The sequence below is a fragment of the Vibrio tritonius genome (assembly GCF_001547935.1).
Taxonomy (GTDB): domain Bacteria; phylum Pseudomonadota; class Gammaproteobacteria; order Enterobacterales; family Vibrionaceae; genus Vibrio; species Vibrio tritonius.
This window is the reverse complement of sequence record NZ_AP014636.1, coordinates 1,452,629-1,466,619: the sequence shown is the minus strand read 5'-3', so window position 1 is coordinate 1,466,619 and position 13,991 is coordinate 1,452,629. Positions and strand designations below refer to the sequence as shown.

Here is a 13,991-nt window from a genome sequence, read left to right as displayed (position 1 = left end):
ATTTGGGTATAATGCGGTTGTTTTTATTTGGGTTCAATAATCTGTGGTTGATGCACTTGGTGAAACAGAACTACGTGATCGTAACTCTCTTTAATTGGGGAAGATTCTTTTATGGTGCCTAATAAATAACAGTGTTTTTTGGCTTGATGGTCTAAGGGGTAAAAAGAGGAGATTTTATTTGGAACGCTCAATGCCTCAATCGCATTGGGATCTGTGACAGTAAAATTGGCGGGTGTCAGGTCGATAGTTAAATAGTCCCCATGATGAGCAACCAATGCCACGGATTTACTCTTAATGTTGGAATCGTCTAAATGCTCACGTATTGATTTTAGTTTTATTGTACTTTGAGATTCTTGTGATCCATTTTTACGAATATGCAAATTATGAGTGAGGCATAATAACTGAGTTGCGTGATGTTTTAGATTACGTTCAATGGCTTGTGCCATTAATTGGTCTCGCATTGCATAATATTCCGAGGTGCCAAAATAGGTATTATAGATATGGTGATAATACGCGGCTTGCTCCGTTAGTTTCGGAGACATCTTATGCTCTGGTATGCGAATGCGGCTATCAAAGCCAAACATGGGAATATTATTGGCTAAACAGAATAGTAATATATTCGCGGTTTCTTGAGTTCGGAAAATTTTGGGAAATGCCAATAATAGTTCATCCACATGTTGTGAATCTAGCAGCGATGCGAATCCCAATTCATCGGCTTCAAACCCGACTGCAAACTGTTTTCCTTGCGTAAAATACTGCTTAATCAAGTCCAGTTTATATTGACCAAATTCCTTCACACCATGCAGAGCTTCCCCAATCAATAAGATGGGTTGCGTACTCTTGTGGCTGGGTGAGCGTGGATTTGGAATTTCGACGTTGTGTAATGACATACTAGCTCCATTTAGTCTGTCACTTTGTAACATATTTGCCGTTCAGATATTGTGCAATGCTCGCACTTTATTTAATTATCCGGCCAAATTCTTTGTCACATATTGGTAAATTTCTCAATACTGTTCTAGCTTAAAAAAGATCATGTCGTTCAGATCATCCGTTTATACATTCTGGTTAGGGATTTAACTCATGAAAAAATTATTTGCAGTGGTCGCACTTACAGCAGCATTACCTTTTTCTCATATGGCGATGGCCGATGAAGATATTGGTTGTGGTTTGGGTACCATGATATTTGACGGAAAAAGCGGTAAAGTGTTTAAAATTTTAGGCGCGACAACCAATAGCACCTCCGGTAACCAAACTTTTGGTATTACCTTCGGCACATTAGGTTGTGATGGTACCGGAACTATTGATTCTGCACAGAAACTCGCCATGTTTATTGATGGCAATATGGACAATTTGGCACGCGACATTGCCAAAGGTCAGGGGGAAACTCTCAATACCTTGTCTGAAGTATGGGGCATAAAAGACGAAGATAAAGCTAGTTTCAACACCATGGCAAAACAGAATTTTGCCGCGGTATTTAGTTCTGAAAATGTCACGTCTAATGAAGTTCTTAATAATCTGAATGTGATGATTGCGCAAGACACTCAACTATCTAGCTACGCAATTTAACTTGTTATTCTATTAAGTGCCTCAAGGAGAGGCACTTTCTATCTCAAAAAATGTGTTAATACTGCTCAATTCATAATAAAGCGCTCATACATTCCCGCTTAATTGGCTTTTCGAGGTGACACCACAGTATGTTAAGTCGTCGATGGACCGCGATTCTCGTTATACTGCTTTTTAGTGTGTCTGGGATGGCACAAGCGCAAAGCAATGCTCCAAGCGAAGTACCTGATTTTAATATCACAAGACTTAGCCAAGATCCCTATTGGCTAAAGTTAGGCCATTATTTGCCCGCACTGCGCTATCAATACAAAAGCACGATTGATTCCGACTCTTTTTTTCTCTCGCCAAACGGTAAGTTCGACCCCCAACAAGAATTGGTTGCTACCATTGCCGCGCTATATCAATCAGAGCCGAGTAAAAGACAAATCATGCGCTGCACTTTTCCTGCCCGTTTCACTTGGCTAGAGCAACAGCTTGGCCATGCTGCTCCTAAGTTACTGTGTGCGGAGCTGAACAAATGGCAACAAGCGATGGCGCCAGATCAACTGACGTTGGTTTTTCCGACCGCATTTATGAATAATCCATCGTCGATGTTTGGGCATACATTACTAAGAGTGGATGCTCTAAACCAAAACAAGAACAGTGAACTGGTTGCTTATGCGATAAATTTCGCAGCGCAGCCACAAACCGACGATAACGCGGCACTTTATGCGTTTAAGGGCATGGTTGGCTCATATCCGGGACGTTTTACCGTGATGCCGTATTACAAAAAAGTACGAGAATATAACGATATTGAATCTCGCGATATTTGGGAGTATCCATTGCGTTTTACCCATGGGGAAGTGCAGCGTGTCCTTTTGCATTTATGGGAGCTAGAGCAGGCCGAATTTGATTATTACTTTTTAGATGAAAATTGTTCTTACCAATTATTAGCCTTGTTACAGTTGGCCAACCAAGATTTGGATTTGGTTAGTCAATTCCCGTATGCCGCTACGCCCTCAGATACGGTAAAAGCGCTGGTGGACGCTAACTTAACCGCTCCACCTGCTTATCGCGCTGCATTTGGTACGCGGTTGTTACATGAATCAGATTCTGTTGACGAGCGAATTTACGCAGCGACACGTCGCCTAAAAGACGAGGGGATCTATCCGACTTCAGATGAGTTTTCACCTAGTGAACGAGCAGCGATTTTGGAATTTGCTTATGAATGGCTCAATTTCGAACTCTATGATGAAGGTTTAGCACGCAACATCACCGCTAAACAGCTCACTAAGATCCTTATTGCACGCAGCCAATTGGATGCCCCTTCTCCATTTTCCGATGTGCCCAAACCGCATACGTCCCCTGACCAAGGTCATGGTTCGGCGCGTTTGGGGTTGGCTCGCCAGATGAATCAGGATCGCCGCCATGTTACTGAGTTTGAATGGCGACCTTCTTACCATGATCTCTATGATGCGCAGCCGGGCTTTATTCCTGGCGCAAAAATTAGTTTTGGTGACCTCGGAGTGACCCTAGATGATAAGGGCGTGTCTCGACTAGACCACTGGTATATTGTTGATGCGATGGCGCTGGCGCCGAGTAACCGAGTTTTCGATAGTGTGGCATGGAATGTGAAATTCGGTTTTGATCGACCAGATATCAGTAATCGTCATCGTTTGTTTATTAACACTGGGGTCGGCAAGGCGTGGGGGCGAGCAGATGACCTACATATCTATGGACTGATAAGTGGTGAGATAAACCAAGGGCCACTTACAGACTATCAATGGGTGGCGGGTATTGGGACTCGAATGGGGATGCTTTACTCGCTCAGTGAAGGTCATCGAATCGGGCTAGAAGGTGATTGGCTACGGTTGTTAAGTGATGATGTTTTATCTCGTTCGAGTGTTAAAGCAACGTGGAATTGGAGTATCACAACCAATACTGCGCTGCGCAGTGAAATGGGTTATCGGCATTGGTATGGGGAGGAGATGATCGGAAAAATAACCGCGTATGTTTATTACTAAAAAAAGTGACTCATTCGAGAATTAGGGGAATGCTTCCGTGTACTAGTGTTAAAACGAGTGTTCTATCTCAAATATTAATTAGGCGTTTTTTTACCATAACGATCATGTATGTTGCATGAACGTAAGCCAATCACAGAGGTTGAACGAATGGTTTGCTAGGAACATTAAGCTATCACTGAGTTGCTCAAAAGTTCGTGATGGCAGTAAAGGAGATGACCCACTATGGACTGGAGTAACGATCTCTATAGCGAGTACACTGACCTAGGAAGTTACAAAAACGAGCTTAGCTTAATTGCACCTGATATTCCCGCATTATGTCAGTGGATCCAATCCCATCTCATCCATGCTTACTGGTTGGAAAGCTATCATTGTTATACCAGTTTAGCTACGGCCCACAGAGAAATGCAACTGCGCAGTGCACTTGATATTCTTAGTGTGTTATCCCAAAGACAATCGGCTGATCTGGTCAATAACCTCACACCAGATAAACGAGTTATTGTTGTGGGCCGTCATTTTGCCTTAATGTTATGTGCGTTAATTCGAATGCACGATACGCCAGCTCGGGTTCGTTGTGGGTATGCCGATTACCTCGTTCCTGATGTGTATGAAGACCATTGGATTTGTGAATACTGGCATGAACAACAGCAGCGATGGGTTGGTGTGGACGCCATGCTTGATGAAAGGCAGATGCATCGTTTAGCGATCACTTTTAACCCTTATGATCTCCCTTCAGACAGTTTTATTCCGGCTGGTAGAGCATGGAAGCACTGCATTGATGGATTGGTTCGTCCAGACCATTTTGGTAGCTTGCATTTTCATGGGCTTGTCTACATCAGAGGCAATATTATTCGTGATCTATTTGCTTTGAGTAGTGTGGAGTTGCTGCCTTGGGATGGAGGCTGGGGGATAATGGAGCAGTTTCAAAACCCGCTTAAAGATGACCGTGAAATACAGTTAATCACCCAACTGGCTACGTACAGTGAAAGTGGTGATGAGGCAAATGCTCGCGTGGTTACTCAACACAACCCAGATGTTGCGCTACCTCAAGATTGGACTTGGTTGCAAGCGCCAACTATTTCTCAACTTTTTGAAAAAACGAGCGTTCTATAATTAGAATATTCATAACTCTGACTCGCCATTTACACTGTTCTAAATCTCAAATGGTTAACTCGCAGACACATTAATTGATTTGGAGGTTTGTCAGTGAAACCATTACTCACAATCGCTATTTGCTCTACTAGCTTACTTGTAGGCTGTGCGAGCCAATCTAAGACACCACCACCGGTGCAAGACACGAACAGTGTTCAAGCACTAACGACTTGGGATGATGCGTACGGAGAGTGCATTCAACAAGCAAGGACGAGTCAGTATGCCTTCCCTAAAGACAACAAATGGTTTAACTCACTTGAGCCTGCCCAACAAAAAAATGTGGTTATCTATCTCTATCAAGACAAGATGTATGGATGCTCCGCGCAAGAAACTCAAACGCTAAAAAAAGCACTGATCAAAGATGGCAATGATACGCTTTTGAATTTTTTCACTAGCGTCAATGTGTTTGAAAAGCCAAACGAAAATCTAATAGCTGGGCTTGATGCGGATAAGGTTGCTCATTTTGCGCGTGAGGTACCAGTGTTTAATATTGCTCAGGCAGTAAAGCAGTTAAAGTTAAAATAACAAGCTGTACCATTAAACAGAGCCGTATGGCTCTGTTTTCTAACACTTAATAGGTGTTTTATCAATAATTAGTGTTCGTCGGATGATCAAATCATATGAATGCCGTATTCTAAGTCTGACGATTTTTATTATAAACATCGCCTATTTTGCTCCCACCTGAATTGCAGATAGGTTCGTGTGAGCCTGTTATCTGGCATCTCGACGTTTTTGGTTAGCGTGTGCTTCGCTATCATTTGATTTTTCCAAATGATGTAAGTTTGGTTGGCGTTTGCGAGTCCTTGAATGAGATTAACCGTTAAAATCCCTTTGCTGTTTGCCATAAGTGGTCTCATTGCTATTGTCGGCATTTACAGTGTTGGTATTAAGGGAAAACAGCTATTCAAAGAAAATATGCTTTATCGTGTCGAGCGAGAAGCTCAGCTTTTAATGGAATTGATTGAGCGTAACCTTTTTGAACGTTATCACGACACCACCACGTTCCCTCTGACGATACAGCATATGACCAGTACTCGAGATATTGGTGCGGCCGAAGAGGAAATAACCCGTAACCTCAATGCTCTTGTCGATAATTACAAAGTATATCGCCGTATTGTTTTGTTTGATACAAAAGGTCAATTATTGGCTGCGAATACGATGAATAGCCATGGAAAAAGGTTACAGCCATTACAAATAAGCGCGCAAGAAATTGCGGCTATGCCTTGGTTTAAAGCGGTATTAAGTGGTGAGGCTTTGGATAGGTCTGCTGCAGAAGCTGTTTATGTCACAGGCCCTTTGCACGATGTGTTAAGGCAAAAATCCCGTTATTACGATCTCTTATTTGCTAAGCCAATTACCTCTGCAAATGGTGAAATTCTTGGCGTATGGGTTAATTTAATGGATTTTTCCGCCATAGAAGACCTCATCTATCGCACTTATCAAATCCTCTCTGAAGATGGATTGCCGAGCACTGAAATTACCTTACTTGATGCGGAAGGTCGAGTGCTTGTCGATATGGATCCACTTTCGCAGAACCAATCGGATTATCAGAGGGACTTTGCTGTCCTCAGTACGTTAAATTTGGCAGATGAAGGGGTTGAAGGTGCTAAGTTGGCGGTGGCTGGTTTGACCGGAGCCAACCTTTCTATCAATTCTCGTAAGCATCTGGAGCAGGTGACGGGGTACGCTCATAATCAGGGGGTGATGGATTTCCCAGGGTTGGATTGGTCTGCCTTGATTCGTATTAATAGCTCTGAGGCATTTGCCAAAACCCAGCAATTACAATCTAACTCCCTAGTGATTTTGTTGGTGATACTGTTCGCGATATTGCTGACGGTCGCGTATCTCATTTTTCACCATTCACTGGCTCTTCGACAATTAATAACGGCGAGTCGTTTGATGGAGCAGGGGCAACGAAAATTACCTATTGATGGTACAGAACGAACCGACGAAATTGGTGATTTAAGCCGAGCTATGGCTGGAATCAACATGATACTGAGATCGCAAGACCAACAAATGTTGATTAACGACCAATTACAGCAAGTGATGCGTCTACAAAAGCGCGCAATGGACTCTACGACTTCGGGCATGGTGATTTGTGATGTCACGGAGCGACATCACCCAGTGGTGTTTGTTAACCGAGCGATGGAGATGCTTACTGGTTATGGTGCTGATGAGTTCCTTGGTCGTAGCATTGGTTTCTTGCATAGGGAAGATCCAAATCAAGAGGAGTTAGCTCAGATCAAACATGCGATCAGTACAGGCTCGTCCTGTACTGTGATTGTGCGTAACTACAAAAAAGACGGCTCACTGTTTTACAACCATTTGCGTCTCGACCCCGTCTTTAATGAAGAGCGCATCATTACCCATTACATTGGTGTTTCACATGATATGACGGAATTTAAACGCCAAGAAGACCAGCGAAAATGGGAGTTAGAACGAGAGGTTGAAGAGCGAACACTATCGAGTCGTGAAGCTGAAAACCGCTTACGTGCTGTGTTTGATACGGCAATTGATGGCATGGTGGTTGTCAGTGAAGCGGGGCAAGTGTTGGAAATTAATCGAGCGTTAGAGCTGATTTTTGGTCGCCAACGACATGAGATCATCGGAGAAAAACTGGATCTATTATTGCCGTCGATAGGACTAGATGAGAATGCTTTAACAGCGACAACGGAAATGACACTGTTTGACAAGAAAACTTTGGGTATTTTGCACCAGCTAACAGCACGACATCGGTCAGGACGACAATTCCCTGTTGAAGTCACATTTGGTGCGAGTTTTGATAACGGTGAGACGACGTATGTTGGTGTTATTCGTGATATCACCGAGCAAGAGTGTATCGCAGCTCGCGAAAGGCAATTACAACAGGAACTGTATGAAAGAGAAGTTATTTACCGTGCTGCATTTAGTAATGCAGCGATAGGGATTGCTCGGGTGACCTTAACCGGTGAGTTGATCGAGGTGAACAGTAAACTGTGTGCTAGCTTTGGCTACCAAGAATATGAATTATTAGGACAAAAGTTGCGCTTACTCTCCTATGAAGAAGATCTCGATGTGGTTAATGCTCATTTAGATAGATTGATGGCCGGTGAAGTGACGAACTTTAGCTTAGATAAACGGTATCTTCGAAAAGGTGGAGAACCGTTTTGGGCAACCTTGTCCGTATCCATGGTGAAAGACAGCAATGGCGATCCTTTGTATGCGATTGCCGTGTTAGAAGATATCACGGAACGTAAGGCCTTTGAAAAGCAGTTAAAAGATGCAAACGACGAGCGCTATACATTACTTAAAGGTCTTGAGCTCGCCTCTCAGGCTGGGGGGATTTGTAATTGGTCCTATAATTTTGCCAAAAACGAACTTATTTGGGATGAAAATATGTATCGTTTGTATGGTTTTGACTCGAGTAAAACCATCACAAACGACGATTGGCGTCATAGTGTTCATCCGGATGACCGAGCAGGCGCCGAAAAGGCGTTTCAATACACTTTGAGTCAAGGTGAGGGACTAACGTATAAATACGAATTTCGTATTATCAACAATCGCACCTTAAAAGAGCATTGGGTAAAAGCTGCAGCTTATGTGGTAACAGATGATGAAGGCAAACCTCAGCATGTGTATGGCCTAAATGTGGATGTGACTGAAGAGCATCGTATTCGTGGTGAATTAGAGAATGAAACCCGTTCAGCTAAACAGGCGAACGACGCCAAATCTCGTTTCTTGGCGACGATGAGTCATGAAATTCGCACGCCAATGAATGGGGTGATCGGCATGATTGATTTGTTGCAAAGCACGTTATTAGATGATGAGCAAAAACGTATGGTTCGCACCGTTCGGGATTCATCATTCTCATTGCTTGAAGTGATTAACGACGTATTGGATTTTTCTAAGATTGAATCAGGACAGATGGATCTGGATATGTCACCTACGTCTGTTTTGCGCATTATGGAAAAAAGCGTAGAAGCTCTGTGGGTAAGTGCTCTCAACAAGAATGTTGATATCTACATTGAGCACGATTTTCATCTGCCCGAACTGCTTGAACTTGACGCGGTACGTCTACGACAGATTTTGATGAATTTATTAGGTAATGCCATTAAGTTTTCAGGGGCATTACACAAGCGTGGCTGTATTGAAGTAAGTAGTCACTACGATGATGAGCAAGGTGAAGTATGGATTAACGTACAAGACAATGGCATTGGTATGACGGATAGCCAAATTGCTGGTTTGTTTAAGCCATTTACCCAAGCTGACTCTTCAACTACGCGTAAATATGGTGGTACAGGATTAGGTTTGACGATTTCTAAATCGTTTGCCGAAATGATGGGCGGACGAATTTTAGTGGAGAGTGAGCTTGATATTGGCAGTACGTTTAGTGTGGTGTTGCCTGTTCGAGAGCATGAAAAAAGTAAACCAGCGTATTCTTTCCCTGAGAAATCCGTTCTGATTGATTGTGATAACCCTGTATGGCAGCGTTTGTGTCAACGTATGACGGCATTGCTTGGTTTTGACATGGTGCTGTATGGGAACAATGGAGCAGACATCTTGATCACTGACCATGACAGAGCTGTGGATGGCTCTCTCGGTCATCGTTTGTGCATTTCTGCTAAGGAAGAGACGCAAACAAATAGTGATTATCATATTGAAAGTCAGCCACTTAAGCCTTCAGAATTGCAATTTGGTTTAGCCGTCTTATGTGGATTGGAAAGCCCAGATGTGGAATGGCGTGAAGAGCCAAAAGAGACTCAGCAGCTAATACCAATTAAGCATAGTCAGAATGTGCGGATTTTATGTGCTGAGGACCAGCCGACCAACCAATTGGTTCTTGCAAAACAACTAGAACAACTCGGTTTTTCTTATCAAATGGAAAGCAATGGCGAAGACGCTTTTAACGCCTTTATTCAAGGTGATTTTGCTTTGGTGTTAACCGATTGCCATATGCCGGTGATGGATGGTTATGAGCTTACTCGTTCAATTCGTGATTGGGAACATAAGCATAATAAAACGCCGATTCCTATTATTGCCGTAACTGCTAATGCCATGGCAGGGGAAGCAGAGCGTTGTTTGGCTCAAGGGATGGATGATTACATCAGCAAGCCTGTTGAATTGAAAGTTTTGCGTAAAGTGCTTAATCAGCAGGTCATGCGGTTAAATGAAGTAAAAGCTGATGATACATTATCTACAACGTTGTTTTCGTTGGAGGATGACCACGTAGCGAGTGACATCAAGGCTCCAGTGGTCGCATCAGTAGAGCATGATAGCTTAGCCATTCCGGTGGATTATACTGCGTTAACTCAGGTTATTGGCTCTGATGATCAGGAGCTGATTGACGCTATTTTATTGATGTTTTGGGATAATTTACTAATTGAGCGAGAACTGCTAGAGCAAGCGTTGGCCGACCAAAATCAAGAAAAAATTCGTCGCATTGCTCATGGTTGTAAAGGTGCAGCTGCTTCGAGTTGCGTAGCTGGTATGAGTCAATTATTTGCTTTTATCGAGAAGCAATCTGACTCTTTTCAAGAGATTGTTGGTTGGCTAAAACAACTTGATGAACAGATGTCACAACTTGAACTACATTTGAAGGGCAAAGGGGTTATACCTAAATGACCTCAAAATATTACGCCATGATAAACAACCAGTGTATTAGGAGAAGTGATGAAAGCTGATGCCAAATTAAGTGCATTTTTGTTTTATGACACACTGGATGTGCTCGATATTATTAAGCCGGTTGTAATGCCGTGTTTTCACTCTATCTATGAATTGAGTATGGAGCACGACATGCCACGCTTTTTTAGATTGATGAAGGACGCCCATTACAGCGCTGTTTTCGTCTTTGCGTGTGGGTCGCCAACTACAGCATTGAATTTTATTCGTGCTGTCGAAAACCAAGACGAAGAGTCCCCCTCTCTTTGGAAGAAGTACCCTAGTGAAGCAGTACTGATTTGTGACAAACACAAACGGGCATCGGCGTTTACAATGTGTCGCAATAATCTTTTTTACAGTTATGAGACGATGCGCCCGATTTACGATTTGGGTAAAGTTCAGTTGATGCTAAATCGAGTTAGTCAACATGCCATGACCCGTGCTGACCTTTATTATGCGGAGTTAGAAAGTCGTACGATGACCAATGAGATTGCGAAAAGCAATGAAGAACTCAATCGTCTATTGGAGAGTACCATCACTCATCGCAACGAAAGCGCTCTGCTGTTACAGAGTATATTAGACAGAGAACCTAATACGGAGACACTCGGTGACCAATATTGGGAAAACCTGTTTTCTGAGGTTATTGATGGCTTGACGGAAAAAGATAAGTCTAATTTAAATACTTTGTTGCCCCCCAACAATAACAAGGCACAACTGTCTCAATTGATGGCTTTTCAACAAAAAATGTTTGCCAGTTTTGAAAATAGTATCGAACGGGCAAAACCCAAGCTTCACGTTGATAAAATGAATTTGCCAGTGGTTATCGTAGCTGATGACCAACCGGTAATGCAGCGAATTATTCGTTCGATTTTAGAACCTAGAGGTTATCAAGTGGAATTGGCCAATCATGGGGTTGAAGTGCTGCTTAAATCCCAATCCACAGAGCCAGACCTTATTTTGCTCGATATTGATATGCCGGTCATGAATGGTTTTGAGACATTAACTCTCCTAAAAAGCACGCCTGCACTAGCCACCATTCCGGTGATTATGCTCACCAGCTTTTCAGACAAGGAAGTGTTTAGCAAGTCGATTAAATCTGGCGCGGTGGATTATATTGTCAAACCGACCAATGCGGAGATCTTAATCCGTAAGATAACACCATACATCGTCGCTGCCGAGTGATATTAACATGATATACCCAAGTAACCTCAAGATGCGGTTTCAGCGAGAATGTATTCGCTCATAGGCAAGGCACCGATTTGAATACCTAGTTATTCTACGTAGAAAATCGGTAACGCAGCATAGGAGCGAATACAACTCGCCCTTTGGGAGCTCATCAACAAGCCCATTTCAGCGCCCAATGACGTTGAAAGGGAATGACCATTCCTTCCGTCATTGAGCTTGACCTGTGCTTGTTGATGAAGCTCTGAAGTCTGCATCTTGAGGTCATTTGGGTATATACCCAAATGACCTCATAAGGGGCGCGGAGCGCCCCTATAGCGACTTTATCCATAAACTTACAAGGTTAATCCAAACCCAATCGGGTAGAGAGGATTGCTTGAATCGTGCGGTTTATCAGAATGTTGCGCCTTAACTGATTTCATTGAACTTGGTAATTCAAAAGGCAGTTTTCCTGAGACGGTATGTTTGCCTGTTATCGCATTCATTAACACCTGATCATTAGCACCAAAGTTCGCCAAAATTGCACTAGAGGAAGGTTGGATTTGACTTAAAATGGCAGGGCGATCAAGATAGATATTGACAACAGTAGGTAACTTTTTGCTTAGTGATTGAATCATCTTGTAATCAGGATTGCTACTATCGAAATTCAATGGTCCTTCGTGTTGGCGCACACCAAAGAAATAGTTTGGATGTGGATGAGTAAATGGCGCCTCTGCACGGACTAATGCTACATCAGCGGCTTCTGGTGTGGTTACAACGGTTAAACCGGCTGCTGTGGCGGCTTCGGGTTCAATATTGTAAAGATACACTTTGGTGCCAGAGGTTAAAGGTAGCAAATGATCATTTTTCAGTAGAACCAATGAGCGAGCTTGTGCCTCATCAGCAATCGCCTGATTTTGTGGTGCGCCTAAGCTTTTACTAGCGATACTCGCATCGACAAATGGGGCTTCAAATAAGCCAGTAGCAAATTTTTGCTCCATGATTTTAGTCACGGCATGGTCGATGTCATGTTGAGTCAGTAGACCATCTTTGACGCTTTGAATGATTGGCTGTGGATCGGCTACGCCACCAAATTGGTCGACGCCCGCTTTAACGGCTTTGGCAAAGCGTTGTTCGATGGAAAGCTCGCCCACTCCCCATGACATGCCAAGATCTTCAGGACGGCCCTCTTTTCCTTTTGGGGCTCCTTGTTGGCAAGAGTCATTACAATCTGCTGTGATTAGCCAGTCGCTCAGTACTACGCCTTTGAAGTGATATTGATCCCGCAATAGCTCAGAGAGTAAATAATGGCTAAAACCAGCACCCACTTGTTCAATCGGTTTGCCATCAACTTTCACCCCTTGCAAAATCGAGTAAGTAGGCATGATACTGGCAACATTTGCATCAAATGCGCCTTCAAACGGATAAATGTGCTCTTGCAGATTGTTATCTTCAAAGTCAGCAAAGCGGCCATAGGAGTTATGGCTATCCCAACCATCTTTGGCTGCGCCATATCCAACCCAGTGTTTCACCACTGTAATCACACTGCCCGCATTTAGACCGGTGCGGCCGTTTTGCATTCCTTCAACATACGCTTCTACCATATCGTGAATGACTTGAGGGTCTTCGCCAAAGGTGCCATTAATGCGCGCCCAACGAGGCTCTGAAGCTATATCGGCTTGAGGTGATAGGGCTTCAGTAATGCCAACTGCACGATACTCTTGACGTAAAATATCAGCGTATTGGCGGGTAAGTTCGGGGTCGTTAATTGCACCGAAGCCAGGTGATTCAGGCCATTGGGAGAATTTACCCGCCGCGGCACTATCAATATCATCGTGGGTTGAATAGTGGTATGCATTACGAGGGTCGGTACTGACGGTAACGGGAATGCCTAAACGGCTCTGTTCTGCTAGCGCTTGCAGTTTGTTGTTTTGCGTGGCAAAGCGGGCTGGATCATCGCCATCAAGACGAGTGATCATGGCATTCACATTGTCTTGCTGAATCATCTTGGTTAGCTGTGTGAAGTCATAGACTGGACCACGACCGAGTACACTTTCAGGTGAGGGCGCTGAGGCGTGCATCATTGCGCCTGCTTTTTCGGCTAACGTCATGCGTGCAACCAAATCTTTAGCTCTAACCTCAATAGATTGGCGCCAATCTTCATATGGATTGAGGATGCCGTCACGATTTAAATCTTTGAATTGCAGCTGATTGACGGTAAGGATAGGTGCGTTCTCATAGGTCAACTTGGGTTGCTGTGTAGCAGCCATAATACTCAAAGGTAATAGGGCAAGAGGCAGTGCCATTAGTGGTTTTATCATCGTAGGGTCTCTTTGTTATCGTTAATGGTGTAACCAATGGTTAGAACTCAAAATTTGGACATAAAAAAACCTGGGGGCGTTAAGAAAGCCTCCAGGTTTTGCCTGTCGAAACAGTAACAATCCAGTACGAACGAGTTTAAAGAGTTTAAGCGGACTA

Annotated in this window: 9 protein-coding genes; 6 read left to right on the top strand and 3 right to left on the bottom strand. The window is 43.4% G+C overall.

The features are described from left to right. Positions 1-23: 23 nt before the first annotated feature. Positions 24-890, bottom strand: a complete 867-nt coding sequence (locus JCM16456_RS21830) for a TraB/GumN family protein (RefSeq protein WP_068718449.1) — start codon at positions 888-890, stop codon at positions 24-26. A 190-nt stretch (positions 891-1,080) separates the two neighbouring features. Here JCM16456_RS21830 and JCM16456_RS21825 point away from each other — a divergent pair, with 190 nt between their 5' ends. The 6 genes from JCM16456_RS21825 to JCM16456_RS21795 all read left to right on the top strand — a co-directional run bounded on the left by JCM16456_RS21825 (position 1,081) and on the right by JCM16456_RS21795 (position 11,534). After that, on the top strand, positions 1,081-1,566 hold the full coding sequence (locus tag JCM16456_RS21825; protein WP_068718447.1) for a DUF3015 family protein: 486 nt from the start codon (positions 1,081-1,083) through the stop codon (positions 1,564-1,566). A gap of 128 nt (positions 1,567-1,694) precedes the next feature. Next, positions 1,695-3,566: an Lnb N-terminal periplasmic domain-containing protein gene (locus tag JCM16456_RS21820; RefSeq protein WP_068718445.1), complete on the top strand. Its 1,872-nt coding sequence runs from the start codon at positions 1,695-1,697 to the stop codon at positions 3,564-3,566. Between the two features lie 222 nt (positions 3,567-3,788). Beyond that, the gene (locus JCM16456_RS21815) at positions 3,789-4,676 is read left to right on the top strand and encodes a hypothetical protein (RefSeq protein WP_068718443.1); all 888 of its coding nucleotides are present in this window, start codon (positions 3,789-3,791) and stop codon (positions 4,674-4,676) included. Positions 4,677-4,769: 93 nt separating this feature from the next. Further along, positions 4,770-5,240, top strand: coding sequence for a hypothetical protein (locus JCM16456_RS21810; RefSeq protein ID WP_068718441.1), 471 nt, complete (start codon positions 4,770-4,772; stop codon positions 5,238-5,240). 282 nt (positions 5,241-5,522) lie between these two features. Beyond that, positions 5,523-10,316, top strand: coding sequence for a PAS domain S-box protein (locus tag JCM16456_RS21800; RefSeq protein WP_082712412.1), 4,794 nt, complete (start codon positions 5,523-5,525; stop codon positions 10,314-10,316). 48 nt (positions 10,317-10,364) lie between these two features. Beyond that, positions 10,365-11,534, top strand: a complete 1,170-nt coding sequence (locus tag JCM16456_RS21795; RefSeq protein WP_068718435.1) for a response regulator — start codon at positions 10,365-10,367, stop codon at positions 11,532-11,534. 89 nt (positions 11,535-11,623) lie between these two features. Here the strand turns inward: JCM16456_RS21795 and JCM16456_RS23935 are convergent, their stop codons facing one another. After that, positions 11,624-11,791 carry a hypothetical protein gene (locus JCM16456_RS23935; protein ID WP_156430590.1) on the bottom strand — a complete coding sequence of 56 codons (168 nt, stop codon included), beginning with the start codon at positions 11,789-11,791 and terminating at the stop codon, positions 11,624-11,626. A gap of 78 nt (positions 11,792-11,869) precedes the next feature. Beyond that, on the bottom strand, positions 11,870-13,834 hold the full coding sequence (locus JCM16456_RS21790; RefSeq protein WP_068718433.1) for a glycoside hydrolase family 3 protein: 1,965 nt from the start codon (positions 13,832-13,834) through the stop codon (positions 11,870-11,872). Positions 13,835-13,991 lie beyond the last annotated feature (157 nt).

Excerpts from the sequence above, each read along its gene's own strand:
- JCM16456_RS21830 (WP_068718449.1), bottom strand. The coding sequence starts at position 890 with ATGTCATTACACAACGTCGAAATTCCAAATCCACGCTCACCCAGCCAC.
- JCM16456_RS21825 (WP_068718447.1), top strand. The coding sequence starts at position 1,081 with ATGAAAAAATTATTTGCAGTGGTCGCACTTACAGCAGCATTACCTTTT.
- JCM16456_RS21820 (WP_068718445.1), top strand. The coding sequence starts at position 1,695 with ATGTTAAGTCGTCGATGGACCGCGATTCTCGTTATACTGCTTTTTAGT.
- JCM16456_RS21815 (WP_068718443.1), top strand. The coding sequence starts at position 3,789 with ATGGACTGGAGTAACGATCTCTATAGCGAGTACACTGACCTAGGAAGT.
- JCM16456_RS21800 (WP_082712412.1), top strand. The coding sequence starts at position 5,523 with ATGAGATTAACCGTTAAAATCCCTTTGCTGTTTGCCATAAGTGGTCTC.
- JCM16456_RS21795 (WP_068718435.1), top strand. The coding sequence starts at position 10,365 with ATGAAAGCTGATGCCAAATTAAGTGCATTTTTGTTTTATGACACACTG.
- JCM16456_RS23935 (WP_156430590.1), bottom strand. The coding sequence starts at position 11,791 with ATGCAGACTTCAGAGCTTCATCAACAAGCACAGGTCAAGCTCAATGAC.
- JCM16456_RS21790 (WP_068718433.1), bottom strand. The coding sequence starts at position 13,834 with ATGATAAAACCACTAATGGCACTGCCTCTTGCCCTATTACCTTTGAGT.